Raw genomic sequence first — 26039 nt, 5'->3', positions numbered from 1 at the left:
TGTCACGCCGGGGGTCGCGGGTTCGAGTCCCGTCCGCTGCGCCATATTCGGTTACCTGGAACGCTGAACGCCAGGTCACCACAAGAAGCCCGCTCATTGAGCGGGCTTTTTTTCGTCCGCGATTTATCCTCCTGATGCCTTGCCATTGTGCACTGCCTATTCGCCCTGAACTGTGCGGGTGCGTCATGACGTGGGGGAATACCCCTATGCACATTGGTTGATTGCGCCCTTGGCCGGTTAAACGTTTATCTATAGCCACGCGAAAGACTTCCAGGCGACTCACTGCAGCAGGATGCTGCGGTGCCCGCTCTCTAACACAAAAAATAGTCTGCAAGGGGAATGGTTCTACATGAAATATCCACTGCGTCCGTTGGTGTTCTGGCCAACTTTCCTGATCCTGCTGGCGGCGGTGATCGCCAGCTACGTCGACCTGACTGCATTCCTTGCGGTCAGCAAACAGCTCAACAACCTGATCCTGAAAAACTTCTCATGGCTGTTCAGCGCCGGCTCGTTTGCCATGGTGGTGCTGACCGCTATCGTCTACTTCTCCGCGCTGGGCAAAGTGCGTATCGGCGGTGAAGACGCCCAGCCTTTGCTGAGCAAATGGCGCTGGTTCATGGTGGCGCTCTGCACCACGCTGGCAGTGGGTGTGCTGTTCTGGACCACCGCCGAACCGCTCTACCACCTGTACGGCCCACCCACCAGCCTGCCGATCGAAGCGGGCAGCTCGGCGGCCAAGAGCTTTGCCATGTCGACGATGTTCCTGCACTGGACCATCACTCCGTACGCCATCTACCTGGTGCCGTCGCTGGTGTTTGCGCTGGTGTTCTATAACCGCCGCAGCAACTTCTCCATCGGCGCCATGCTCGAGCCGCTGTTGGGCGCAGCGCGAGTCAAGCGCTATGCCGGGCTGATCGACACCCTGGCGATGTTCGCGCTGGTGGCCGGCATGGCCTCGTCCCTGGGCACTGGCGCGCTGACCTTGGCCGGTGGCATGGCCCAATACATCGGCGGTGAAACCACCCCATTGCGCCTGGCCATCATCATCACGATCATCGTCATCACCTTTGTCGCCTCGGCCGCCAGCGGCTTGCAGCGCGGTATTGTGATGTTGTCGTCGTTCAACACCTGGATCATGCTCGCCTTGGGGCTGTTCGTGCTGCTGTGCGGGCCGACCCTTTACATGTTCAGCTTGGGCGTCGAGTCCCTCGGCGTGTACCTCGACACCTTCTTCAGCCGCAGCCTGTTCACCGGCGCCGCCAGTGGCGACACCTGGCCGCACAGCTGGACCGTGTTCTATTGGTCGGTGTGGTTTGCCTGGGCCCCGGTGAGTGCGCTGTTCCTCGGCAAGATCGGCCGCGGCTACACCGTGCGCGAATTCATCCACATCAACATGCTCTACCCGGCGTTGTTCACGGCGGTGTGGATCTGCATCTTCTCCGGCACCAGCCTCTACTTCGACGCGCTGGGTGATGGCAGCCTCAACCGTGTGTTGAACGAGCAGGGCGTGGAGCACGTGCTGTACCAGATGTTCCAGCAATTGCCGGCCAGCGGCTTGATGATTGCGTTCCTGCTGTTCGTGGCGTTTATCTCGTTCGTCACCGCGGCAGACTCCAGCACCGATGTGATCGCCAACCTGTGCAGCAAAGGCGTGACCGCCGATTCCGACCTGGACGGCAACCCGCTGCTGAAGATCGTCTGGGGCCTGATCATCGGCTCGGTATCGTGGGTGATGGTCGCGTTTGTCGGCGTCGATGGCGTGAAGATGCTTTCCAACCTCGGTGGCTTGCCCGGGATGATCCTGGTGTTGCTGGCCAGTACCTCGCTGATCTTCTGGCTGAAGAACCCGGCGCTGCTCGATGTGAAAAACCTCAGGCCGACCACCGAGCCCGAGCTGCGTGGCGCCAGCCCCGTCGCGGCATTCGCCCGCTAAGCCCGACAACCTGTGTGTCTCCCCTACGCTCCCCTCCGGGCGCGGGGGAGCCGTTTGTTTGCAATAAACGCGTTTGGAGTTACCGATGGAAATCGTTACCGAGTTTGCCTACAAGGTCCGTGAAATCGAGCACTGCCTGATCCCCTTGAAGGACGGCACGCAATTGGCCGCACGCATCTGGCTGCCGGAAGTCGCCGGCCCGCAAACCTTCCCGGCGATTCTGGAGTACCTGCCGTACCGCAAACGCGATGGCACCGCCGTGCGCGATGCGCTGACCCACCCGTGGATGGCGGGGCAGGGCTATGTGTGCGTGCGCGTCGATATGCGCGGCAATGGCGAGTCCCAAGGGCTGATGGCCGATGAGTACCTGCTGCAGGAGCAGGAGGACGCCCTCGACGTGATCGATTGGCTGTGCCGCCAGCCTTGGTGCGACGGCAACGTCGGTATGATGGGTATCTCCTGGGGCGGTTTCAACGGCCTGCAAGTCGCGGCGCGCCAGCCCGAGGCGCTGAAGGCAATCATTACCCTCTGCTCCACCGATGACCGCTTCGCCGACGACATCCATTACAAGGGCGGCAACCTGTTGATGGAGAACTTCGGCTGGGCCGCCACCATGCTCAACTTCAGCGCGGCGGTGCCCGATCCTCTGCTGGTTGGCGACGACTGGAAAACCCTCTGGCACCAACGCCTGGAGGCCATGCCGCTGCTCGCCGAAACCTGGCTGCACCACCAGACCCGTGATGACTACTGGCGCCACGGCTCGGTGTGCGAGGACTACTCGCAGATCAAAGCCGCCGTCTACGCGGTGGGCGGTTGGGGGGATGCCTACCGCAATACCGTTTCGCGCCTGATGGAAAACCTGCCAGGGCCGAAGAAAGCCATGATCGGCCCATGGATTCACAAATACCCGCATTTCGCCGTGCCCAATCCGGCCATCGGCTTTCTGCAAGAAGCCAAACGCTGGTGGGATCACTGGTTAAAGGGCATCGATAACGGGGTGATGGATGACGCATCTTGCACCTTTTACCTACAGGATATTCTGCCGCCGAAGGGCAGTTATGCTGAGCGGCCGGGGATCTGGGTGCAGACGTCGGGCTGGCCGGATCCGCAGGTGCAATGGACCGATTTCAGCCTCGGCGAGCACGGCCTGAGTGCCGGCGCGCAGCCCTTGGTCACGCCGCGCAGTATCTGCTCGCCGCTGACCACCGGCCTGCATCAGGGCGAATACTGTGCCATCTGGTTTGGCCCCGATGGCCCGACGGACCAGCGCCGCGATGACGCCCACTCGCTGTGCTTCGATTCCCAACCGCTGACCGAGCCCCTGGCCCTGCTCGGCGATGCGCGCCTCACGCTGCGCCTGGCCAGCGACACCGCCTGCGGGCAATTGGTCGCGCGCCTGAATGCCGTGGCGCCGGACGGCCAGGTCACGCAGATCAGCTACGGCGTGCTTAATCTCACGCTTCGCGAGGACCTTTCCCAGGTAACACCTGTCGTGCCGGGTGAAGCGATGGACGTGCACCTGAACCTCGACCACATCGGCATGCGCCTGCCCGCCGGCTACCGTTTGCGCCTGGCGCTGAGCACCGCGAGTTTTCCTCTGCTGTGGCCGAGCCGCGAACTGACCACGCTGACCTTGCTGCCGACCCTGCACAGCCTGCAGTTGCCGGTGTTCACCGGCGACGCGGTGGAGTGCCCGTTTGAAGCGCCACAATCGTCGACCCCGGCGAACCTGGAGGTGCTGCGCGCCGCCGCGCCGAAACGCACCTTGATCGAAGACGTCGGCAGTGGCGAAGTTTGCGTGAAGATCGAAGATGACCTGGGCGCGATGCGCTTTACCGACCATGGCCTATGGGTGGACCAACGTTGCACCGAGCAATATCACACCTTGCCCTGGGACCCGCTGTCGACCCGTGCCGATATTGAATGGCACTACCGTGTCGGCCGTGACCAGTGGACGGTGGAAGTGGAAAGCCGCTTGAGCGTGCACGCCGATGCCGAGTGGTTCTACCTCGAAGCGGAACAGACAGCCTGGGAAAACGGCCAACTGGAACACCGCCGGCAATGGAGTAAACGTGTGGCCAGGGTCGCGCTCTGAGCGAGCAACTGGCAGGATGCCTGCCAACGTGATCTCTGCGGGCCTGGGCAAACCCAGGCCCGTAATTGCCAATGGAATTGCTCATGTCGCGCCGAAACGTCGATCTTCCCCCGCTCAACTGCCTGCAAACCTTCGAAGCGGCGGCCCGTCATTTGAGCTTCACCCAGGCCGCCCATGAACTGAACCTGACCCAGAGCGCGGTCAGCCGCCAGGTCAAGCGACTCGAGGAGGACCTGGCCCGGCCGCTGTTTTATCGGCTGGCCCAGGGCCTGAGCCTGACCCCTGCCGGGGTGCGTTACTTCCGCACCATCCAGCGCCTGTTGCGCGAACTGGACCGTGAGTCCGCCGAGCTGCGCCGTCGCGGCGCCGATCGCCAGTTGACCCTGGCCAGCACGCCCACCATCAGCTCTATCTGGCTGGCCGGTTTATTGCCGGACTTCCAGCGCGAACACCCGGACCTGGATATCCGCATCCTGTGCAGCGATAACCCCGGCCGCCTGGATGTGAGTGAATATGACCTGGGCTTGTTCTATCACCTGGACGAACTCCCGGCGCCCCACGGCCTGGAACTGTCGCCGGTGTTCGACAGCGAACAGGTCATCACCGTGTGCAGCCCTGGCTACATCGAGCGCCACGGCCCGATTCGCGATGCGCACCATCTGCTGCATGCCCACACCTTGCTGATCGTGGAAGACCACTATCACGACTGGCTGACCTGGACCGACTGGTTCGCTGACGTCGGCGCCGACTACTACACCCCGCGCCATGCCTTGCGTACCAACAGCTATCAACTGTTGATGCAATCGGCGGTGATGGGGCACGGCGTCGCGCTGGGCTGGAAGAGCTTGCTGGAAAGTGACCTTGGTTCCGGGCGCCTGCAAATGGCCTTGCCCCACACCATGCATAGCCGCGGCCGCCTGCATTTTATGCAACCCCACCACCGCAACCCGCCGTTGGCGGTGCGCAGTTTTCGTCAATGGTTGCTGGCTCAGACCGCTGAGGCGGGGGCGCGTTGACTGAGGGTCAAGGCTGAGCCGTCTTTTTCTTCTTGGTCTGGCGTGTTGCCAGGTGTTCAAAGCAAAAAGACGCGGTGCCGAACACCGCAATAAGGGTGAGTACGAGCATGCCGAGGGTTGAGTTTTCCACGGTGATTTCCTACGGGTGATGGGTAGGTATTCACGGTAGTGGCGGGGTGAAAACGGCTCAATAGACCCGACGCAATCCTTACGCCGTCGGGCCCATTGTTATGCACTCTTTACGGGGCGTTACGGCTGTGGCGGTAATCGCTGACCGCTTCATACACGGCTTTGCGCAAGCGGTTGATGCCGCCGATGGGGCGGTGGTCCGCAATGCCGAACCAAGGGTTGAACGACTGGTTGTCGCACGCCAGGTTCTGCTCGGGCGTGTCGAAATCCTGCGCCGGGATACGCACCTTAGCCACGGTTTCATACGGCGCATCGCTCTCCTTCCATTCGATGCTGGTGTCTTCGATCGGCATGAATTTCTGCGGGTTCTGCCGCTGGATCTGCAACACGAAACACGCAGGCTTGCGATCGGTGGACAACTGCTGGCTCAACGCGCTACGCAGGAAATTCGGCAGGTCCTGGTTCTGTTTGGGCAGTTGATATTCCGGGCAGCTCTGCGGGTCGGGTGCGACGCGGAACTTGGCGTTGGCGCTGCCGAACTTGTAGGGCGAGACTGAAAAGTAGGTGGTCTGCGTCGGGCTGGCCGGCGCTGGCGCCAGCGTGGCCAGGGCGATAAACAAATGACGCACCTGCCAACTGCGCGGGTCAGCCTTGGGGAAAAACGCCAGGACTTTTTTGCCGTCCGCCTGCGCACCGATGTTCTGCGCGTATTCCGCCACATCGCTGACAAAGAAGTTCGGGTGGCTGAACATCACGAAGTCCTGTTCCGTGCGTGTCTGCTGGTCGGCCAGCAGTTGCTTGCCCGGCACGTCCAGCAGCTTGAGCGCCATGCCGCGCGCATCACGGATGCTGTCGAACTGCGGGTAGGCGTTGCCGTTGGACAGGCGCATCAGCGCCTGCCAGGTCTTGCCCGGCTCGGCAAACACGCCCTGGCGCAGCGTCGGGTCCAGATCGGCCGGCACGCTGACTTCGGCCTTCACGCAGCCATGGGCCTTGGCGTGGGCATCACGCAGGTAGCGCGTGCCTTCGCGATGCTGGTCGACGATGCGCACGGCCGTTTGGATGATGCCTTGGGTCATCGCCGCTTCGCCGGGCGGGATCTGCTCGTTCGGCGACACCGGGCCGCTGTGCTGCCAGGCGTACCAGGCGCTGGCGCCCAGCCAACCGAGCAGGCCGAGGCCAACCAGCCACAGTAAGGTCTTGCCGAGAAACCTGCCGATGCGCAGCCAGAGACGGGCGAGCAGGGAAGGTTGGTCGTATCGGGATCGAATCATCATGGCAGTTGTTGCTCCAACGGGCCGCCCAGCACTTTGAGGTATTCCAGCAGCGCCCAGCGTTCCTGCGGTAGCAGGCCACGGCCGATGACGCCATTGCCACGAGCGCCTGCACGGAATTCGTGGCCGCTGTTGTGGTTGCCGGTGATTTTGGTATCGAACAGAAAGGCGTTCTTGAATGCCGCGGTCTCGAAGCCGAGATGGCGCGGGTCGTAGTTGAAAGTGCCTTTATAGAAGGTGGCGCTGCGCTCGTCCTGAGGCGAGAGCAACTGGTAGATCGTCGGCACCGAGCCGTTATGCAGGAACGGCGGTGTCGCCCACACGCCGGCCAGTGGCCGCGCTTTGTAGGCGCGCAGCTCGCGCACGCCGATGGGCAGGCCGTAACCGTCCAGGCGCGGGCGCTCGGCCGGGGTCACGCCGGCGGCGCGGTAGGCATGCGCTTCGACGAAGGCCGTGACGTAGGCGAGGCCCTTGGCCACGGACATCTTTTTCAGGTCCAGCGGCTCGGTCGGCGTGGGGTGCAGTTCGACGTTGAGTGTGGCCAGTTCCGCCGGGTCCCATTGCAGGGCGCTGAGGTCATAGCGCTGGTCGGCGATGTTGCTGGCGGTGCCGGGGTCGGTGCCGATGTAGTCCACCGGCAGCATTTTCAGCTGTTGCACCGGGCGGCCGTTTTCCTGGGTGACGCTGGGGACGTGGCAGCCGGCGCAGTTTTCGGCGAAGAGTGCACGGCCTTGGGCGGCGAGCGGCTTATCGATAGCGCCGAACAAGTCCTCGGGCCAGGTCGGCGGCTTGAGGCGCTGCAAGGTTTCTTCAATCAGGTTGAGGTCGCGCACGCGTACGCTCGACGGGTAGCGTGCATCGCCCTGGAGCGGCTGGCCGGCAGCGTCGAAAAAGGTCAGGGTCGCGCCCACGCCCAGGGCTTCACCGATATTGCGCGCCATGGGCTGCTGCGCCGAACCGTTCCATTGCACCCAGTCGAAGGTCCAGATATCCCACAATTGCGGGTAGTCCACCGGCGCATTGGCGACGCGATAATTGTCCGGGGAAATGGCATCGCCAAAGCTGGCGTTGGCGATACGGCCAAAGGCGTCCGTGCGGCCGGGGCCTTCTTCGGTGGGGTAGAGGCCGCGGTGGGTGTCGTTCCAGGCCACCTTGAGGAACTTGTTCAGTGACTGCTTGAAGTCCTGGCGCAGTTGCTTGTGCTCTGCGTCGTAGCGGTCGCCCAGCACCTGGCGTGCGAAGCGTTCGAACTTCCACGGGTTGTAATAGGTGGCGGCGAGGCTGGCGACCAGGGCCTGGCCGAAACTGCCGCCGCGCAGGGTGGGGACGCTGGAGGGCAGCACATGCTGGGCCGAGCCGCCGTCAATGCGCAGGGCCTGGCCTTTGAAATGCAATTCGCCGGTATGGCAGGCGGCGCAGGTGATATCCAAGTAGTCGACGTTGCTGTCGGCGTTTTTATGCCGGGCGAACCCCACAGGCAGGTTGCCGGGGTTTTGCGCGGTGGGCACCTGCTTGGGGTCGACCAGGAAACCGAAGCGCGCCAGATACTCCGGCGTGGCGAAGCGTTGTTCGGAAAACGGCAGTTCCAGGGCGGTGAACCAGTCGTAGTGCAGGCCTTTTACTTGAGTGCCCTGGGGCGTGAAGTAATAGGTCTGGCGGTCGGCGGCACTCCATTGGTCCTGGTAGTGCACCTGCTCCACAGGCACGTAGTCCGGTAGCTTGGGGTTGAGGGTGTAATAGAGCACCACGGCCAGAATCAGGCCGAGTGCGGCGAGTATCAGGAGTAAAACACGGGAAAAAATGCGCAAGATGGCTATCCTTGTCTCGGTCTTGTCGACGGGTCGCGTTGTTATGCCACTACGCCACAAGTGCGGCAAGTGGCCATGAGCCTGGTAGTCGGCGGTCCCACGATCCTTCGCGGGACCCCATCATGAATGAAAATGCTTTTAAACACGTGAACTTATCAGAAGTTTCCTGCTCAGATGCCGGTAGCCATTGGTCGTGGCCGCCTGATAAGCTCGCGACTTTATTCGATTGCCCTTTTGGCGCATGAACAAGGAAATAGCATGAAACAGCATCGGTTGGCGGCGGCGGTGGCCCTGGTTAGCCTGGTACTTGCGGGTTGTGATTCGCAGACCAGCGTAGAGCTGAAAACCCCGGCGCAGAAAGCTTCCTACGGCATCGGCCTGAACATGGGCAAGAGCCTTGCCCAAGAAGGCATGGATGACCTGGATTCCAAAGCAGTAGCCCAAGGCATCGAAGATGCCGTCGGCAAGAAAGAACAGAAGCTCAAAGATGACGAGCTGGTTGAAGCGTTTGCCGCTTTGCAAAAGCGTGCTGAAGAACGCATGACCAAGATGAGCGAAGAGTCGGCAGCCGCCGGCAAGAAATTCCTCGAAGACAACGCCAAGAAAGACGGCGTCGTCACCACCGCTTCCGGTCTGCAGTACAAGATCACCAAGAAAGCCGATGGCCCTCAGCCTAAGCCGACTGACGTGGTGACTGTGCACTACACCGGTAAGCTCACCAACGGCACTACCTTTGACAGCTCCGTAGATCGCGGTAGCCCGATTGACCTGCCGGTCAGCGGCGTGATCCCGGGTTGGGTCGAAGGCCTGCAACTGATGCACGTCGGCGAGAAGGTCGAGTTGTACATTCCTTCCGACCTGGCCTACGGCGCACAGAGCCCGAGCCCAGCGATTCCAGCCAACTCCGTGCTGGTATTCGACCTGGAACTGCTGGCCATCAAGGACCCAGCCAAGGCTGAAGCTCCTGCAGCACCAGCCGCCAAGAAGTAATCGGCGCCTGAACACACAACGCCCCGTCTCGACGGGGCGTTGTTGTTTGTGGGAGGGGGCTTGCCCCCGATGGCGGTGGACAGTCACCTTATGCAGTGGCTGATCTCTTGCTATCGGGAGCAAGCCCCCTCCCACATTGAAGCCTCTGCAGATCCGAACGAACGTCTGTAGCGGGCAACAGTCTGATATAAAACCTGAGCACGGCTATCCGCACATCAACGCCAAGTCAATGAAATCTTGGGTTTTTCTTCAGTGCGCAAAAAACGCCCGATCTGACTGAAAGCCATGTAATCCGTGGCTTTCAGCCCGGAAAATGGGCTCTGTTCACAAGGTTATCCACAATTTGTGTGGATAACCTTTCATGTCGCCTGGAACTGGAGTGACAAATGAAACCACCCTTCAATTTCACCCGTTTCCTGCCCATGGCCGCACGTCTTCTGGGGCGCGGCCGTCTGCCGACGCTGTTGTTCGCGGTCGCCGCCAAAGGCTCGAGCCAGGGCAATCGCCTGGGCAAGCTCAAGGATGACCTCAAGTTGCTTCAGGCGTTGTGCCTGGCCTACTGGCGCGGCGAATACCGGGCGATCAGTCCCAAAGCGCTGATCTCGGTAGTGGCGGGGTTGATGTATTTCCTGAGCCCGATCGATGCGATCCCGGACTTTATCCCCATGTTCGGCATGCTCGACGACATCGCTGTGTTGGCGTGGGTCATGAAGACCCTGGAAGGCGAACTGAGCGCCTTTCGCGCCTGGCGTGACGCCCAGCGTCCGGAAAAGCTCGCCGTGGTTGAGCGCCTGCCTGCGACGCCTGCGCTGCTGTCCAAGGAAAACCCGCAAAAAAACTGATGACACGGGCTATCCCCCTGCGACCTTTGTGGCTGTTGGGATTACACTCCTAAGGAAAGAGCTTACTTAGTAAGTGTTGTTATCCTACGGGGCAGTCATGGATATTCAGATAATTTCACGGAATGGCGAACCCGAATACGCGGTGTTGCCATGGGATCAGTACCAGGCGCTGCTAAAAGCTGCCGGTCAGCAACAACCTACGCTACCTCCTTCTATATCGACTGCCCAAGCCGCCCCCGGACAGGATCTGCGCCCGCTCGCAGACCTGCGCGGCCTGCGCGAAGCCAAGGGCCTGGCTATCGAGACCCTGGCCCGCACCGTGGGCATCAGCCCGTCATATCTTGGATTGATTGAAAGTGGTGAACGCCAGCCGGATGCCGCGATCCGCCGCAGCCTGGCCTGGGAATTGGGCGTTGCAGGTTGGAGGGATGAATCTTGAGCCTACGTATCAGCCGTCAACATTGGGATGGGTTACTCAACGAACTGGACCAGGCGCGTCGCCAGCGCCATCTGCTGACGTACCGCGCCTTGCTGGAACGCCTGCAATTTCCTACGCCGGCCATGCAAACCCTGGCCGCGGCCCTGGAACACCTGGCGGCGCTGGATGCCAAGGCCGAGCAACCGTTGCGCAGCTCGCTGGTGATCAGCCAGGGCGCCAGCCGCTTGCCGCGTACCGGTTTTTTTGAATGTGTGGAGCGGCTTGGCCGTTTCAGCGGACCCTCCGATGGCGTGGCCGCTGCCTCCTGGCATGCATCGGAAGTGGTGCGGGTATTCGAATACGAATACCCGGAATCCGCCGAGGCCTAAAGCGCCTGGGGCAGGGCGTCCATGCTGTCGATCACATGGATACTGTAACCGGCCACGTCCTTGGCATGGTGCTTGGCTTGCGAGGCCAGTTCCGCCAACTGGCTGGCATCGAGTTGTCCACAGGCCTGTGGATATAAATGCACCACGCCGATGGACAGCGACAGCAGCGCAAACTCCTGGCGCACACCCTGGCGGTTCAACGCCACGAAACAGCCGGCGTCGAGGTGTTCGGCGCGGTAGAAGCGCCGGCATTGGGTGTGAAAGTCATCCAGCAATTGATTGAGCCGCTTGCGCCAATCCTGCGGACCCAGCACCAACAAAAAGTCATCGCCACCGATATGCCCGACAAAGTCACGGGTGGGATCGACGCGGTCATTCAGGCACTGCGCCAGGCACAGCAACACCTCATCCCCACGCCCGTAGCCGTAGATGTCATTGAACGGCTTGAAACTGTCGATATCCACGTAGCAGATCACCGACTCCCGTTGTTGTTGCAGCAGGCGTGTGAGGCACTGCTGGATCGGCACGTTGCCCGGCAGCAGGGTCAGCGGGTTAGCGTAGCGCGCCTGCTGGATCTTCAGCTCGGTGATCAGCTTGAGCACGTCGATCACCCGGCCCAGGCCCAGGTAGTCGCCATTGAGCGTGATGATGAAATCTTCTTCGATACGTTGCCGCGCGCGGCTGGTGAGCAGGCGGCTGACTTGTTGCAGCGACTGGCTCAACTCCACCGCCAGGAAGTCGGTGCTCATCAGGCGGCTGATGGGCTTGCGCGCAAACAGGTCGGTGGCGAACGGCTTGAGCAGCGCATCCGACAATAAGTGCCGATGGACGATACCGATCGGCTGCCCGCGTCCGTCCAGCACGGCCAGGGAGTTGAGGTTGGCCTGTCGACGAAACGCTTCGAGCACTTGGGCGGTGGCGGTGTCCTGGTCCACCGCCGGGTGTTCGCTGAGCAAGGCGCTGAGGTCGCTGCCTTCTTCCGTGAGGGTAATGTTGGCTGTGTCGGGCTTGGGCAGCATCTTGCGTGCTTCTTGTGGTGGGTGTTCCTGCGGGCGGCAGAGCAGGTAGCCCTGGACCAGGTCCACGCCCATCTCCGTCAGCACCGCCAACTCCTCCGGCAACTCGATGCCTTCGGCGATCACCTGGGCACGCGAAGCCTTGGCGATCTGCAGGATGGAGCCGACAAACTCGCGCTTGAGCGCATCCTGATGAATGCCGTCGATGAAGTGCCGGTCGATCTTCACGTAATCCGGGCGTAACTCCGACCACAGCCGCAGGCTGGAATAGCCGGCGCCCAGGTCATCGAGGGCGATGGCAAAGCCCATGTCGCGGTAGTGATGCAGGGCGGTTTGCAGCAGGTCGAAGTCGTCAGTGGGTGTCTGCTCGGTGAGCTCGATCACGACCTGGCTGGGTGGAATGCCATAGTCGCGCAGCAGTTGCAGCGTGCGTCCCGGCTGGTGCGCCGTTTCCATCAAGGATTCCGGCGAAATGTTCAGGAACAGCTTGCCCGGCAGCTTCTGTTCGCTGAAGCGTCGGCAGGCGCTTTCGCGGCAAGCTATTTCCAGTTCGCTGAGACGTCCCGCATGGCTGGCCACCGAGAAGAGGGCGACGGGGGAGTGCAGGGGGCTGTTGGAGGGGCCGCGGCTGAGGGCTTCGTAGCCAAGGATTCGTCGTTCGGAGAGGCAGATGATCGGTTGGAACAGGCTGTGCAAACTGCCTTGAGCCAAGATAGAGCCCAGTGCATTCAGCTGTTCGGTCATGGTCATGGCGATCTCGATCGAAAAAAAAGGACCGCAGGCGAGAAGCCAGCGGTCCTTCATTTCACGACAGAATGATGTCTATATGATGACACTCCGAGGAGCGACCACATTAAATCGCCATCATTTACTGCTTGGCCACCTGCTTGGTGATTTTCAGGTAGTCCAGCAGGATCCGGCCAGTCTCGGCCAGGTAGGCGTCGTCTTCCGGCTTGGTCTTGTCGGCCTCGGTCGGCAACGCATCTTCATCTTCTTTCTTCAGCTCCTTGAGTGGATCTTCACCCTTGGCCTTGCGGCGGATGTTTTCCAGTGCAAGTTGCTTGTTTTCGATGTCGCTGTGCTGCGCGCGGCGGTCGACTTCGTTGAGGCTGACGGTTTTTTCTTCCATCAGCTTCTTGGCCAGGGCCAGTTTGTCGCGGATAAACACGAACTCGGCGTCCTTGGCGGAGCGGGTGTCGTGATCAGCTTTCAACTGCGCCAGGAACGGCTTGAACGGATCCGACGCCGGCTTGATCGCAGGGCGGATGGTGTCCCACGGCATGGCTTCCGGCAGGGCGCTTTCGCCGATTTCCTTGGTGTCGATAATCGACGGGAAATCGATGTCCGGCAGTACGCCCTGATGCTGGGTGCTCTGCCCGGAAACCCGGTAGAACTTGGCCAGCGTCAGCTTCAGTTCGCCATGGTTCAGCGGCTGAATGGTCTGCACGGTGCCTTTACCGAAGGTCTGGCCGCCGATGATCAAGGCGCGGTGGTAGTCCTGCATGGCACCGGCGAAAATCTCCGAAGCCGAAGCCGAGAGGCGGTTGACCAGCAATGCCATCGGGCCTTTGTAGAAGGCGCCCGGGTTCTCGTCTTCCAGCACATCCACGCGGCCGTCAGCGTTGCGTACCAACACCGTCGGGCCTTTGTCGATAAACAGGCTGGTCAGCTCGGTGGCTTCCTGAAGGGAACCACCGCCGTTGTTACGCAGGTCGATGACCACGCCGTCGACTTTTTCCTTCTGCAGCTCGGTGAGGATTTTCTTGACGTCGCGGGTGGTGGACTTGTAGTCCGGATCACCGGCACGGAACGCCTTGAAGTCCAGGTAGAAGGCCGGAATCTCGATCACGCCCAGCTTGTAGTCCTTGCCATCCTGCTTGAGGTTGAGGACTTTCTTCTGCACGGCCTGGTCTTCGAGCTTCACCGCTTCACGGGTGATGGACACGATCTTGCTGGTCTGGTCGTTCGGTGCATTGGTGTGCGGAATCACTTCCAGGCGCACCACGCTGCCTTTCGGCCCACGGATCAGCTTGACCACTTCGTCCAGGCGCCAGCCGACGACATCAACCATCTCTTTGTCGGCTTGGGCCACACCGATGATCTTGTCGGCAGGCGCCACTTGCTTGGTCTTGTCCGCCGGCCCCGCCGGCACCAGGCGCACGATCTTGACCTGGTCATTGTCGCTTTGCAGGACGGCACCGATGCCTTCCAGCGACAGACTCATATTGATATCGAAATTTTCCGCGTTATCTGGCGACAGATAATTGGTGTGCGGATCGTAGGACATCGCGAAGGTGTTGATGTAAGCCTGGAAGATATCTTCGGCACGGGTCTGGTCCAGACGCGCCAGCTGATTCTTATAGCGCTTGGTCAACAGCTCCTGGATAGCCTTGGGGTCTTTGCCGGCGATCTTCAAACGCAGCACTTCGTCCTTGACGCGTTTGCGCCACAGGTCGTCAAGTGCGGCGGTGCTGGTCAGCCAAGGGGCGTCCTTGCGGTCCACCAGAAGGGATTCCTTCTGGGTGAAGTCGAGTTTGTCGACACCCTTGTTCAGCTCGGCCAAGGCGAAGTCCAGACGCGCTTTGACACGGTCCAGGTAACGCTTGTAGATGGTGAAGCCGGGCTGCAGGTCGCCGCTCTTGAGGAAGTCGTCGAACTGGGTTTTCCACTTGTCGAACTCAGCGATATCGCTGGCCAGGAAGTAGCTGCGCGACGGATCCAGCAGCTTGAGGTAGCTGTCATAGATGATCACCGAGCGAGCGTCGTCCAGCGGCGGCTTGCTGTAGTGATGACGCTTGAGCAGTTCGACGACGTTAAGGCTTGCAATCACCTCATCGCGATCCGGCTGAAGGTTGTCCCAGCTGTTGGCTGCGAACGTATTGGTCGACATCGACGCGAAGCCGAGACCAATGAAAAGAGCGAGGGCGGTGCTGGGGAACAAATGCTTCATGCTGATTCGACGCGGGGGCAATTGATAACGCATATTAGGCCGTCTTTGAGGGAGCCGGTTCCATATGGTCCGGTCGCATAATGCAAAAAGCCCGGCGATACAGCTACGGGCTCAGTCCAGACTCACTATGGAGGCACTGTGAAAGCATTGCAAGGCGTTGACGGTCATGTGGAGTGGTTGGAAGAACCCAGTCCTACCTGCGATGTAGGGCAAGTTCGCATTCGTGTGGCGGCAGCGGGCCTCAATCGCGCCGATTTATTACAGCGTGCGGGGCTCTATCCACCGCCACCGGGCGCCAGTCACGTGTTGGGCCTTGAGTGTTCCGGAGTGATCAGTGAAGTGGGCGCAGGCTCATCCTGGCAAGTCGGCGACCGCGTCTGCGCGTTGCTCGCCGGTGGCGGCATGGCCGAAGAAGTGGTGGTGGATGCGCGCCACGTATTGCCGGTACCGGAAGGCCTGTCGCTGATCGAAGCGGCCGCGTTGCCTGAGGTGTACAGCACGGCGTGGCTCAATCTGTTCCAGCTGGCGGGCCTCAAACCCGGTGAAAAAGTGCTGTTGCACGCTGGCGCCAGCGGCGTGGGTTCCGCGGCGATCCAGTTGTGCAAGGCATTTGGCAGCCCGTGCTGGGTCAGTGTCGGCTCGGCGGAGCGCCTGGCCTATTGTGAGGAACTCGGCGCCCAGGGCGGCGTGGTACGGACCGATGGGATCGAAGGGCTACGGGATTTCGGGCCGTTCGATGTGATTCTTGACCCGGTGGGCGGCAACTATGCGGCGCTGGACCTCAAGCTGCTGGCCCTGGATGGGCGTTGGGTATTGATCGGCTTGATGGGCGGTCGTGACGCGCAGTTGGACTTGGCCCAGGTGCTGGGCAAGCGCATTCAATTGTTGGGTTCGACCCTGCGCAGTCGTGACGACTCGTTCAAGGCGGACCTGTTCAATGATTTGAGCCAACACGTGTGGCCGTTGTTTGTTGAGGGCCGCTTGAGCCCGCAATTGGCCAAGACCTTCTCGATCCAGGACGCTGAGGCGGCGTTTGAAGCGCTGGCGACGAATCAGATTTCCGGGAAGCTGGTGTTGGTGATTGACGAAAGCCTGAGCTGAATGGGGATGCGGTGAGCAATGTGGGAGGGGGCTTGCCCCCTCCCACATTTGATTGCATTTCACTTCAAGAGAGTCAGATCCAATGGTGGATTGGCCAGCCAGCCTGTTCGGCGTGGGCGCGTAGCACCGGGTCAGGGTTAACGACTTGCGCAAACTCCACCTTACTCAGCAACGGCAAATCATTGCGCGAGTCCGAATAGAAATACGCGCCCTCCAACGTTTCCCCTTCTTGCTCCAGCCATTCCAGCAACCGCGTGATCTTGCCTTCACGATACGTCAGGACACCCACGGTACGCCCGCTGTACACGCCATGGCTGACGTCCAGTTCAATCCCCAGCACTTCATCGATGCCGATCCGCGCCGCAATCGGCGTGACCAAGTGCGTGCCCGAGGCGGAGATCACCAGAATCCGGTCGCCATTCGCACGGTGGCGGGCGATGGTCTGGGTGGCGTCGCTGTAGATCAACGGCTCGATCACATCCTCGACCCACGGCTCCACCAAGTGCTCGATTTCTGCCGGTGTGCGGCCGATCATCGGCTCCAGGCTGAAGTCCATGAAGTCTTCCATCTTCAGCTCGCCCCGGCTGTAGGCATCCATCAATTCGTGGTTCTTGCGCATGAACGACTCGGGATCGACCCAGCCCAGCCGGCCCATCTGCTCGCTCCACAGGGTGGCGCAGTCGCCGTGGATGAGGGTGTCGTCCAGATCAAAAATTACCAATGCCATCCGTCATGCTCTCTCAAATAAAACGTTGCATCAGGCTACTTCACACAGGGCACTGGGGTCGATGGAAAGTGCCAGGCGTTGTCCGTCCTTGTGCAGGTCGTCGGCCGAGCGGTTGAGCACGTCGACCACCAGTTCCACGCCGCGCGCTTCGATGCGGTAGCGAATGACGTTGCCCAACAGGCTGTGGCTGCGCACCAGGGCGTCGAGTTCGCCATTGCGGCTCAGCTCGATGGCCTCCGGGCGAATGGCGATACGGCTGTTGATCGGGCGTTGCAGCAGTTGCGTGGCCTTGTCGGCGTCCAGCAGGTTGTAGTTGCCGATAAACCCGGCGGCGAATACATCCACCGGTGCGGTGTAGAGGGTCTCGGCATCGCCGCTTTGCACGATCTTGCCTTGGTTCATCAGGAAGATCCGGTCGGACATGGTCAGGGCTTCTTCCTGATCGTGGGTCACGAAGATGGTGGTCAGGCCCAGTTCGCGCTGGATCTGGCGGATCTGTTCGCGCAGGTGCTTGCGGATCCGTGCATCCAGCGCCGACAGCGGCTCATCCAGCAGCAACAGGCGCGGGCGGGTCACCAGGGAGCGGGCCAGGGCCACGCGCTGGCACTGGCCGCCGGACATCTGGTGCGGGTAGCGGCCGGCGAGGTCCTTGAGTTCGACCAGTTGCAGCACTTCCTGCACGCGCTTGTGGCTGTCGTCGGCGTTGACCTTTTGCATGCGCAGGCCAAAGGCGACGTTCTGTTCCACGGTCATGTTGGGAAACAGCGCATAACTCTGGAACACCATGCCGATATGGCGTTTCTGCGGGCTCAGCGGGACGATGTCCTGGCCGTCGAGCAGGATTTGCCCGCTGTCGACCGAGGTCAGCCCGGCGATGCAGCGCAGCAGCGTGGACTTGCCGCAACCGGACGGGCCGAGCAAGGTGACGAATTCGCCCTTGGCGATCTCGCAGTTGATGTCACTGAACACCGGGGTGCCGGCGTAACCTTTTTGCAGGTGTTGGACGCTGACGAAGCTCATTGGCTTTTGTCCTTGTTCAAGATATTGGCGGCCCAGGTCAGCACCAGCACAAAGAAGAAATAGGAAATCACGACGGCGCTGGTGAAGTGGCCGCTGCTGTTGCGCATGTTGTTCAGGTACACCTGCAGGGTTTCGTAGCGGGTACCCACCAGGATGTTGGCGAACACGAACTCGCCGAACAGGAACGAGAACGACAGCAACAGCGCCACCATCAGGCCTTTGCGCAGGTTCGGCAGCACCACCAGGATCGCCGCCTGCCAGGTACTGGCACCGAGCAGTTGCGAGGCGTCCATCAGGTCGCGCAGGTTGATCGCCTGCAGGTTGTTAGTGATCGCCCGGTACATGAACGGCAGTGCGACGGTGAAGTAACAGCCGATCAGGATCCACGGCGTGCCGACCATCGCCATCGGCCCGGAGCCATACAGTTGCAGCAAGCCCACCGACGACACCACCGGCGGCACCGCGAAGGGCAGCAGGATGAGGATGTTCATCAGCGCGTCGAGCCGGGGGAAGTGGTAATGCACCACGAACAGCAGCGGCAAAATCAACACTACCGAGAGGATCAGCGCGCCCACGCACACCAGCAATGACTGCCCGAAGGCCATCAGGAAGCGCGGGTCGCTCCACAGCTGCACGTACCATTTCACGGTGAAACCGGCGGGCAGGATCGTCGCCGACCAACTGCTGGCAATGGAATAGACAAAGGTGCCGATCAGCGGCAACACCAGGATCGCAAACAGCAGGTACACCACCACGCGGTGGTAGAGGGAGGCCGGGCCGGCTTCAGCGCGAGACATGGTAGCTCCTCTTGAGCAGCAGTTGATGGACCACGGTGACCACGGTCATCAACGCCACCAGCACCACGGCCAGGGCGCTGGCCAGGTTCGGGTCGAGCGACACATCACCGGACACCAGCCCGGCAATGCGGATCGGCAACACGTTGAAGTTGCCGGTGGTCAAGGCGTAGACGGTGGCATAGGCGCCGAGGGCATTGGCCAGCAGGATCACGAAGGTACCGAGCAGGGCGGGGGTGAGCACCGGCAGGCCGATATGCCGCCAGAACTGCCAGCCGTTGGCGCCCAGCAGGGACGCCGACTCACGCCAGTCTTCGCGCAGCGCGTCGAAGGCCGGGTACAGCAGCAGCACGCCCAATGGAATCTGGAAGTAGGTGTAAAGGATGATCAACCCGGTCTTGGAGTAGAGGTTGAAGTCCTGGATGATCCCCGCCTGCTTGAGCATGAGGGTGATGCTGCCGTTGAACCCCAGCAGGATGATGAACGCAAAGGCCAGGGGCACACCGGCAAAGTTGCTGGTCATGTTGGCGAAGGCGGTGACGAAATTGCGCAGCGGCGAATCCACCCGACGCAGGGAGTAACTGCCCAGGGTGGCGATGATGATGCCGAAGACACTCGAGTAGAAACTGATCTCGAGGCTGAACTGGATCGCTTGCAGGTAGAACTTCGAGCTGAAGATCCGCGTGAAGTTTTCCAGGCCCCAGCCGGCTTCCTCGGTCTGCAGGCTGTTGATCAGTACCCACACCAACGGGGCGATTTCGAACACGATAAAGAACAGTGCGAAAGGCACCAGGCACAGCAGTGCCAGCCATTTACCACGGATCATTTCAACAGCTCCTGGCACACAGGTTTGTCGTGGGGCGCGCCCAGCAGTTCGCAGATGGTGCCGCACAGCTCGGTCTGTTTGGGCGTAGCGTGGGTGTCCAGGCTGAAGGCATCGCCGAGCACAAACAGCGGCACTTCGCGCTCTTCCGGCAGCAGGCCATTGTGGGAGCGGTCGTTGTTCATGCCGTGGTCGGCAGTCACCAGCACTTGGTAACCGGCGTCGAGCCAGGCTTGCAGGTAATCGGCCAGGATGATGTCGGCCGAGCGTGCGCTGTTGCGGTATTGCGCCGTATCGAGGCCGTGCTTGTGGCCGGCGTCGTCGATGTTCATCGGGTGCACCACCAGGAAGTTCGGCGCGTGCTTGAGGCGCAGGCTTTCGGCGTCGGCAAACAGGTGGGAATCCGGGTAGTGGTCATTCCAGTAGAAATGCCCGTGCTGGATCGCCAGCTCCGTGTCGTCGGTGTGACGGTCGCGGGCGGCGAGAAAGGGCGTGCGGTTATACAACTCGCTGACCCAATGGTAGGCCGCCGCTGCCGTGGTAAGGCCGGCGTCGGTGGCGTAATGGAAAATGCTGCGCTGGTTGGACAGGCGCGAGACGTTGTTGTGGACGATGCCGCTCTGGATGGGAGGCACGCCGGTCAAGATGCACTCATACAGCGGGCGGGACAGGGCGGGCAGTTCACATTCCAGTTTGTAGAGGGCTGCGCGTCCTGCGCCGACATAGGCCTGCAAGTGCCCCATGGCGTGTCGGGCAACCTCGAAGTTCAGGCCGTCGAGCACGACTAGGATGACATTGTGCTTCATGGGGGCTGGCGCTCCGCAACGATGGACTTGACTCAATATTCCTGGTGCATCTGGGTTCAAGTGTGGGAGGGGGCTTGCCCCCTCCCACATTGGATCTCCAGTGGAGCTCCAATGTGGGTGGCAGGTTTACTTCATTTCTACGATGACCTGCTCGTTCCACAGCTGCGGCAGCTTCTTGGACGTCGCTTCCCACGCATCGGCATCCTTGATCGGCTGCGGGTTGGCCTTGGTGTACTGCTCGCCCGGGATCAGGTTCTTGGCGATGTCGGCCGGCAGTTTCAGGTCGGTTTCAGCGCGGATCGGACGTGCATTGCCTTTCGCCAGGTTGAGCTGGCCGGCATCGCTGAAGATGTACTCGCGGGTCAGCTTGGCGGCGTTCGGGTGCTTGGCGTATTTGTTGATGATGGTGGTGTAGCCGGATTTAACCGAGCCGTCCGATGGGATCAACACCACGTAGTCATCCGGGTTGGCCATCTTGGCCTTGTAGCTCAGACCGTTGAAGTCCCAGACCACGCCCACTTCGACTTCGCCTTTCTCCATGGTGGCGATGGTCGGGTTGGACAGCGAGAGACGGCCTTGCTGGGCGATCTTGGTGAAGAATTGCAGGCCGGGGGCGATGTTCTTTTCGTCGCCTTTATTGGCGATGGCGGCTGCCAGTACACCGTTGGCCGCTTGCGCCGCGGTGCTTACGTCACCAATGGAGACCTTGTACTTGCCGCTCTGCAGGTCAGCCCAGCTTGTAGGTACTTCAGAGCCGTGCAGCAGCTTCTTGTTGACGATAAACGCGATGGTGCCGGTGTAGGCCAATGCCCAGTGACCGTCTTTGTCTTTAGCCCAATCCGGCACCTGGGCCCAGGTGGACGGTTTGTACGGCTGGGTGACTTCCTGCTTCACCGCGATTGGACCGAACGCCGCGCCGACGTCGCCGATGTCGGCGCTGGCGTTGTCTTTCTCCGCCTTGAACTTGGCGATTTCCTGGGCCGAGCTCATGTCGGTGTCGATGTGCTTGAGGCCGTACTTCGACGCCAGGTCTTCCCAGGTGCCTTTCCAGTTGGCCCAGTCATCGGGCATGCCGACGCTGTTTACAGCGCCTTCTGCCTTAGCGGCAGCTTCCAGGGTTTTTAGATCGGTATCAGCGGCCATGGCGGCGGTGCACATGGCAATGGTCGAGCCTAACAGTGATGCCAGGAAAAGCTGTTTCATCCGAAGCTCCTTTGGGCGTTTTCAACGCGGCGTTTGTTTCGACGGTGTTGTTGGTCTAGGTCAGAGCAATACCTGAGCCAATCTAGACGCGATGGATGACAGTTTCATGTCGATGTCGTTTTCAAAGCGCTGATGTCGCTGCGCGCTGACTTAGCGTAGACCATGCCCAAGTGCCCGTAGGGATTGGACTTGGCCGATGTATTGCAGGGTGTGCTGTGGAAGATGTACACGGACTGTCATCTGTCGGTCATCTGTAATGCCTAGGCTGGCATGCAGTAAGGCAAGCCCGATTACGGAGCGGTTTGTGCACCTCATCGGTGCTGGTCTAGTCCAGATAGGTAACGTTGATGCGAGATGAGGCAATCAAGGCGGTGACCTCCATCGGCCTGGCGCTGCAAGAGCAGATTGACCACGGCCTGTTGCCGCCTGCCAGCAAACTGCCCGCCGAGCGCAAGCTCAGCGAGTTGTTTGGTACCACTCGGATCACAGTGCGGGAAGCCTTGTTACAACTGGAGGCCCAAGGCCAGATCTATCGCGAGGAGCGGCGCGGCTGGTTTGTCTCGCCGCCGCGACTGGCCTACAACCTGATGCAGCGCAGCCATTTTCACGCGATGGTCAGCGACCAAGGGCGCGTGGCGTCCACCGAAGTGATCTCTGCACGGCTGCAACCGGCGTCGGCGGCGGTGTGTGCGTGGTTGCAGCTGCCGGCGCTGTCCAGCGTGATCCAGATTTGTCGGGGCCGGCGGATTGATGGGCGCTTGGTGTTGTATGTGGAGCACTACCTGAACCCGCAGTATTTTCCGGGGATTCTGGACTGCGATTTGAATCAGTCGATGACCGAACTGTATGCGCGCAAGTACGACCTGCACTACGGGCGCGTACGCTTTGAAATCGTGCCGACGTCACTGCCGGTCGAAGCCGCCGCCGCGTTACGCGTGTCGGTGGGCAGCCCAGGCTTGCGGATCGCCCGGGTCAACTATGACCAGCACCAGCGTTTGATCGACTGCGACCTGGAGTTCTGGCGGCACGATGCCATCCACGTCGGCGTGGATGTGGTCTGAGACATGTAGTGAGCGGGCTTGCCCCCGCTGGGTGGCGAAGCCGCCCCAAAACCCGACACCGCGGTGCACCTGACACACTGAAGGTGGCTAGGTTGGGGCGGCTTCGCCACCCAGCGCGGGGCAAGCCCGCTCACTACAACAATCTTATTCAGATGTCAGGGTGTGAGCGCCTTGATCACCTGGTCCACATTGGTTTCCAGCTCTGTCACCGGCTCCGCACCGTCGACATTCAGCACCAGCAACTGCGAACCGCCGGCTGCAACCGCGGCCTTGACCGCCTCATTCGGCTGGCGATGATGCAGCACCACCGCGACGTCGTTGTCCTTCAACTCGGCACTGAGTGCCTGCAACGCCTCGGGCGTCCAGTCAGCGTCAGGCCGTGCGTCGGCGCTGAGCACTTCCAGGTTTAAACCGCTGACCAGGTACGCGAAGTGATCACTCAAGCTGACCACGCTCAGGTTATCCGCCTTGGCCAGTCGCGCTTCGCTGTCGGCGGTGAGCTTGAGCAGGCGTTGCTTGAGGGCGGCGAGGTTGGCGTCGATCTTCGACTTGGCGGTGGGCGCCAGGCGGCTCAGGTCGGCGGCCAGCACATCGGCCATGCGGCCCATATTGTTGCTCGACTGCCACGGCTGGCTGTTCAGGCCATCGGTGACGCCTGGCTGCACCGCGATGCCCGGCAAACCGCCGTCCACCGGGCGGGCGGCGTCGACTTCAACGATGCGGATATTGCTGCGTCGCGCCACCGGGTACAGCGGGTCATCGGCCCACAGCGAGCGCAGGCCGATGGCGGCGTCGGCGTCCAGCGCCAACGTGCTCAGGGCCTGCGCGCCGCGGCCGGTGAAGTAGGACACCTGGCGCGAACCGGGCAAGTTGGCCGGAGCGGCTCGCTCCAATTGCACGTCGGTGCCTTTGAGCAGCACGTCAGCGAGGCCGTAGGTGATCGGCAGCGAGGCCAGCACTTTGACCGGTTTTGCCGCGTGGGCAGCGGGTTTGGCGGCTTCGGCCGCCATCAATGGCGTAGTGAATAAGCAGGCGATGGCCAGGGCCAGGGGGTGAAGAACGGAGCGCATTATCCAAGGTTCCCTTTGAGGCTGGGCACGGTGCCGCGCGCGATGGCGGCCAGGGCGAAGGCAATACCGGCGACCAGAATGATGGCGGCACCGGAGGGGATCGGCAGGTCGAAGATGATCGGCAGCAGGATGCCGCACAGGGTGCTGACGGTGGCGATCACCACCGACACCCAGAAGAAGCCTTTGAGCGACTGGCTCAACAGGCGCGCCGCGGCGGCCGGAATCACCAACAGCGCGCCTACCAGGATCGCGCCGATGACCTTGACCGCCGCCACGGTGATCAGCGTCACCAGGATCACGAACAGGTAATCCAGGGTCTTGACCGCCACGCCGCGCACTGCCGCCAGTTGCGGGTTGAAGCTGGCGAGCATGATGCGGTTGTACAAGGGCAACGCCAGGGCCATCACCAGCGCGCCGACAATTGCCAGCACCGCCAGATCGTTGCCATTGACCGTCAGCACTGAGCCAAACAGCACGTTTTCCAGGATATGCACGTTGATCTTGCCGGCCAGGATCAGCAACAGGCTCGCCCCCAATGCCAGCGACACCGACAGGAACACGCCGATCAAGGTATCCGGCGCCAGGCCCGTGCGGTTGCGCAGGTAGTTGAGCAGGATGCCGAACAACAGGCAGTAGCCGAACAGGCTGCCGTAGGGCCCGGTGTAGGGTTCGCCGAGCAGAATGCCCACGGCGACGCCGGTCAGCGCGGCGTGGCCGACCGCTTCGGAGAAAAACGCGAAGCGCTTGACCACCACCAGCGTGCCCAGGCCGCCCAGCACCGGGCCGATCAGCAGACCGGCGAGCAGGGCGTTGACCACAAAACCGTAGGCCAGCGCCTCCGGCAGGTAACCGGAAGAGGCCCAGCCCTGGACCATCAAGCGAAAGGCTTCATAACTCATTGCGCCGGGCTCCGAGGGTGGGTGGAGAACAGGGTCAGCAGGCGGTCCGGGGTCAGCGCCTCCTTGGGCGTGGCGTCGAACAGCACACGGCGGTTGAGACCGGTGACGCGGTCGGCCAGGCGGCCCACGGCTTCCAGGTCGTGCTCAATCCACAGCACGGTGATCCCGGCCAGGCGCCAGTCATTGAGCAGGCGTTCGAACACCTGGATACCGGCTTCGTCGAGGGCCGACATTGGTTCATCCAGCACCAGCAGTTGCGGCGCCGGGATCAGCCCCTGGGCCAGCAACACGCGCTGGCGCTCACCGCCAGATAACGCCCCCATGCGGCGCTTGCGTTTGTCCTGCATGCCGACTCGCTCCAGCGCCTCGCCAATAGCACCGGCGTACTGCTTGGACAGGCCGAGAAACGCCGGGCGTCGCTGGCACATGGCAGCCATGAAGTCATCGACGGTCATTGGCAGCCCCCGATCGAACTCCAAGGCCTGGGGCACATAACCGATGGTGCCGGGCGTGGTCGGCCAGTGCAGGCTCAGCGTGCCCTGATGCGGGGTTTGCCCCAGCAGTGTCTTGATCAGCGAGCTTTTCCCGCCGCCGTTCGGCCCGACCAGCGCATGAATGCTGCCCGGCTGTACCTGGAAACTCACGTCATTCAGGATCGCGGTGCGACCCAAGGTCAGGGAGACCTTATCGAACTCAATCGTCGGGCCGACGCTGACCGCCTTCAGTTGTTCCGCCGCCGTCATGCGCCCGACTCCTGAATCGCCCGCACCACGGTATTCAGGTTGCCGGTCATTTCCACTTCGTACTTCTCGGCGCTGTATTCGCCGTAGGAAATATGCGACAGCGGGTACAGCTTGACCCCGGATTCACGCTGGATGGTGTCGACGTAGGTGGACGGGAAGTCCATCTCCGAGAAGATCACCTTCACGTCCAGGGCCCGCAGTTCATCGATGGTTTTCTTCAACTGGCTGGGGCTGGGCTCGATGCCGTGGGCCGGTTCGACCACGGCGGTGACTTCCAGGCCGAATTCGCGCAGCAGGTAGTCGTAGGCGGCGTGTACGGTGGCCACGCGCAGGTCCGGGTTGGGGGCGCTGGTCAACTTGGCCAGGGCATCGGCGCGCATCTGGCGCAGGCGCTTGCCGTAGGCGCGGGCGTTCTGGGTGTAGGCCTTGGCGTTGTCCGGGTCGAGCTTGCCCAGTTCGCGGGCGATGTTGTTGACCTGGGCAATCGACGCGCTGATCGACAGGAAGGTATGCGGGTTGACCACCTTGCCCGCACCGCGTGCGGCGTTGCCGGTAGCGGCCAGCAGTGGCACGTTGGCGTTGGCCTCGATCACCGGGATGTCCGGGCGTTCGCTGGTGGCGATCATGCGGTCGGCGAAATCATCATGGCCGACGCCGTTGAGCACGATGACGTCCAGGGTGCCGATGCGCTTGATGTCTTCGGCGCGTGGCTCGTAGGCATGCGGGTTGAAACCGGCCGGAATCAGCGGCACCACCTCGGCTTTGTCGCCGACGATATTGGCCACGTAGCTGTAATAAGGGTGCAGGGTGATGCCGATGCGCAGGCGTTTACTCGCTTCGGCATTGGCGAGCGGGGCGAGCATCAGGCTGAACAGGCCAACCAGCAACAGGCGCAACAGTGGGGATGAAGTAGACATGGGCAATCGGTCTTC

The 26039-nt window shown here is 61.5% G+C and carries 24 protein-coding genes; 9 read left to right on the top strand and 15 right to left on the bottom strand.

Annotated features, from left to right (window positions below; genetic code table 11):
- Window positions 1-349: 349 nt before the first annotated feature.
- The 3 genes from AO064_RS02380 (at window position 350) to AO064_RS02370 (ending at window position 5044) form a co-directional block, all read left to right on the top strand.
- On the top strand, window positions 350-1933 hold the full coding sequence (locus tag AO064_RS02380) for a BCCT family transporter (RefSeq protein ID WP_064052275.1): 1584 nt from the start codon (window positions 350-352) through the stop codon (window positions 1931-1933).
- An 85-nt stretch (window positions 1934-2018) separates the two neighbouring features.
- Window positions 2019-4028: a CocE/NonD family hydrolase gene (locus tag AO064_RS02375; protein ID WP_064052274.1), complete on the top strand. Its 2010-nt coding sequence runs from the start codon at window positions 2019-2021 to the stop codon at window positions 4026-4028.
- An 83-nt stretch (window positions 4029-4111) separates the two neighbouring features.
- Window positions 4112-5044, top strand: coding sequence for a LysR substrate-binding domain-containing protein (locus AO064_RS02370; protein ID WP_064052273.1), 933 nt, complete (start codon window positions 4112-4114; stop codon window positions 5042-5044).
- A gap of 7 nt (window positions 5045-5051) precedes the next feature.
- On the opposite strand, the gene AO064_RS31455 is transcribed toward AO064_RS02370, so the two are convergent.
- From AO064_RS31455 to AO064_RS02360, 3 genes are all read right to left on the bottom strand, one after another.
- Window positions 5052-5174, bottom strand: a complete 123-nt coding sequence (locus tag AO064_RS31455; protein ID WP_012723271.1) for a hypothetical protein — start codon at window positions 5172-5174, stop codon at window positions 5052-5054.
- Window positions 5175-5283: 109 nt separating this feature from the next.
- The gene (locus AO064_RS02365; protein ID WP_064052272.1) at window positions 5284-6450 is read right to left on the bottom strand and encodes a catalase family protein; all 1167 of its coding nucleotides are present in this window, start codon (window positions 6448-6450) and stop codon (window positions 5284-5286) included.
- On the bottom strand, window positions 6447-8255 hold the full coding sequence (locus AO064_RS02360; RefSeq protein WP_046036531.1) for a di-heme-cytochrome C peroxidase: 1809 nt from the start codon (window positions 8253-8255) through the stop codon (window positions 6447-6449). The genes AO064_RS02365 and AO064_RS02360 overlap by 4 nt, the downstream gene beginning before the upstream one ends.
- Before the next feature lie 258 nt (window positions 8256-8513).
- Between AO064_RS02360 and bamJ the strand changes: the two genes are divergently transcribed.
- The 4 genes from bamJ (at window position 8514) to AO064_RS02340 (ending at window position 10894) form a co-directional block, all read left to right on the top strand.
- Window positions 8514-9245 carry a BamJ family beta-barrel-assembly machinery protein gene (gene bamJ, locus AO064_RS02355; RefSeq protein WP_012723274.1) on the top strand — a complete coding sequence of 244 codons (732 nt, stop codon included), beginning with the start codon at window positions 8514-8516 and terminating at the stop codon, window positions 9243-9245.
- Window positions 9246-9631: 386 nt separating this feature from the next.
- A complete protein-coding gene (locus AO064_RS02350) occupies window positions 9632-10087 on the top strand; it encodes a YkvA family protein (RefSeq protein ID WP_034103060.1) in 456 nt (151 codons plus the stop codon).
- Window positions 10088-10184: 97 nt separating this feature from the next.
- Complete coding sequence (locus AO064_RS02345; protein ID WP_064052285.1) at window positions 10185-10526, top strand: helix-turn-helix domain-containing protein; 342 nt, start codon at window positions 10185-10187, stop codon at window positions 10524-10526.
- The gene (locus AO064_RS02340; protein ID WP_005786715.1) at window positions 10523-10894 is read left to right on the top strand and encodes a hypothetical protein; all 372 of its coding nucleotides are present in this window, start codon (window positions 10523-10525) and stop codon (window positions 10892-10894) included. The genes AO064_RS02345 and AO064_RS02340 overlap by 4 nt, the downstream gene beginning before the upstream one ends.
- Here AO064_RS02340 and AO064_RS02335 read toward each other — a convergent pair.
- Both AO064_RS02335 and AO064_RS02330 read right to left on the bottom strand, forming a co-directional pair.
- Window positions 10891-12660, bottom strand: a complete 1770-nt coding sequence (locus AO064_RS02335) for a bifunctional diguanylate cyclase/phosphodiesterase (RefSeq protein ID WP_012723277.1) — start codon at window positions 12658-12660, stop codon at window positions 10891-10893. The two genes, AO064_RS02340 and AO064_RS02335, sit on opposite strands and share 4 nt — an antisense overlap.
- A 118-nt stretch (window positions 12661-12778) precedes the next feature.
- Window positions 12779-14860, bottom strand: a complete 2082-nt coding sequence (locus tag AO064_RS02330) for a carboxy terminal-processing peptidase (protein WP_012723278.1) — start codon at window positions 14858-14860, stop codon at window positions 12779-12781.
- A gap of 138 nt (window positions 14861-14998) precedes the next feature.
- Between AO064_RS02330 and AO064_RS02325 the strand changes: the two genes are divergently transcribed.
- Complete coding sequence (locus AO064_RS02325; protein WP_064052271.1) at window positions 14999-15961, top strand: zinc-binding dehydrogenase; 963 nt, start codon at window positions 14999-15001, stop codon at window positions 15959-15961.
- Window positions 15962-16034: 73 nt separating this feature from the next.
- Here the strand turns inward: AO064_RS02325 and AO064_RS02320 are convergent, their stop codons facing one another.
- The 6 genes from AO064_RS02320 to AO064_RS02295 all read right to left on the bottom strand — a co-directional run bounded on the left by AO064_RS02320 (window position 16035) and on the right by AO064_RS02295 (window position 21334).
- Window positions 16035-16688, bottom strand: a complete 654-nt coding sequence (locus AO064_RS02320; RefSeq protein ID WP_064052270.1) for an HAD family hydrolase — start codon at window positions 16686-16688, stop codon at window positions 16035-16037.
- 30 nt (window positions 16689-16718) lie between these two features.
- Window positions 16719-17708 carry an ABC transporter ATP-binding protein gene (locus tag AO064_RS02315; RefSeq protein ID WP_064052269.1) on the bottom strand — a complete coding sequence of 330 codons (990 nt, stop codon included), beginning with the start codon at window positions 17706-17708 and terminating at the stop codon, window positions 16719-16721.
- A complete protein-coding gene (locus tag AO064_RS02310) occupies window positions 17705-18505 on the bottom strand; it encodes an ABC transporter permease (protein ID WP_012723282.1) in 801 nt (266 codons plus the stop codon). Before AO064_RS02310 ends, AO064_RS02315 begins: the two co-directional genes overlap by 4 nt.
- Complete coding sequence (locus AO064_RS02305) at window positions 18492-19328, bottom strand: ABC transporter permease (RefSeq protein ID WP_012723283.1); 837 nt, start codon at window positions 19326-19328, stop codon at window positions 18492-18494. The genes AO064_RS02310 and AO064_RS02305 overlap by 14 nt, the downstream gene beginning before the upstream one ends.
- Complete coding sequence (locus AO064_RS02300; RefSeq protein ID WP_064052268.1) at window positions 19325-20131, bottom strand: alkaline phosphatase family protein; 807 nt, start codon at window positions 20129-20131, stop codon at window positions 19325-19327. The genes AO064_RS02305 and AO064_RS02300 overlap by 4 nt, the downstream gene beginning before the upstream one ends.
- A 126-nt stretch (window positions 20132-20257) precedes the next feature.
- Window positions 20258-21334 carry an ABC transporter substrate-binding protein gene (locus AO064_RS02295; RefSeq protein ID WP_012723285.1) on the bottom strand — a complete coding sequence of 359 codons (1077 nt, stop codon included), beginning with the start codon at window positions 21332-21334 and terminating at the stop codon, window positions 20258-20260.
- A gap of 347 nt (window positions 21335-21681) precedes the next feature.
- Between AO064_RS02295 and AO064_RS02290 the strand changes: the two genes are divergently transcribed.
- Window positions 21682-22395: a UTRA domain-containing protein gene (locus AO064_RS02290; RefSeq protein ID WP_043205112.1), complete on the top strand. Its 714-nt coding sequence runs from the start codon at window positions 21682-21684 to the stop codon at window positions 22393-22395.
- A gap of 155 nt (window positions 22396-22550) precedes the next feature.
- Here AO064_RS02290 and AO064_RS02285 read toward each other — a convergent pair whose 3' ends face one another.
- From AO064_RS02285 to AO064_RS02270, 4 genes are read right to left on the bottom strand one after another with little or no spacing between them, the layout of a single operon-like run.
- Window positions 22551-23465: a metal ABC transporter solute-binding protein, Zn/Mn family gene (locus AO064_RS02285; RefSeq protein ID WP_064052267.1), complete on the bottom strand. Its 915-nt coding sequence runs from the start codon at window positions 23463-23465 to the stop codon at window positions 22551-22553.
- A complete protein-coding gene (locus AO064_RS02280) occupies window positions 23465-24364 on the bottom strand; it encodes a metal ABC transporter permease (protein WP_012723288.1) in 900 nt (299 codons plus the stop codon). Before AO064_RS02280 ends, AO064_RS02285 begins: the two co-directional genes overlap by 1 nt.
- Window positions 24361-25107: a metal ABC transporter ATP-binding protein gene (locus AO064_RS02275; protein ID WP_064052266.1), complete on the bottom strand. Its 747-nt coding sequence runs from the start codon at window positions 25105-25107 to the stop codon at window positions 24361-24363. Before AO064_RS02275 ends, AO064_RS02280 begins: the two co-directional genes overlap by 4 nt.
- The gene (locus AO064_RS02270; protein ID WP_012723290.1) at window positions 25104-26024 is read right to left on the bottom strand and encodes a metal ABC transporter substrate-binding protein; all 921 of its coding nucleotides are present in this window, start codon (window positions 26022-26024) and stop codon (window positions 25104-25106) included. The genes AO064_RS02275 and AO064_RS02270 overlap by 4 nt, the downstream gene beginning before the upstream one ends.
- Between the last annotated feature and the right edge of the window lie 15 nt (window positions 26025-26039).

It is taken from the genome of Pseudomonas marginalis, assembly GCF_001645105.1.
Classification (GTDB): Bacteria; Pseudomonadota; Gammaproteobacteria; order Pseudomonadales; family Pseudomonadaceae; genus Aquipseudomonas; species Aquipseudomonas petroselini.
Note: the sequence above shows the minus strand (reverse complement) of the source record. Positions and strands in the feature narration are given on the sequence as shown.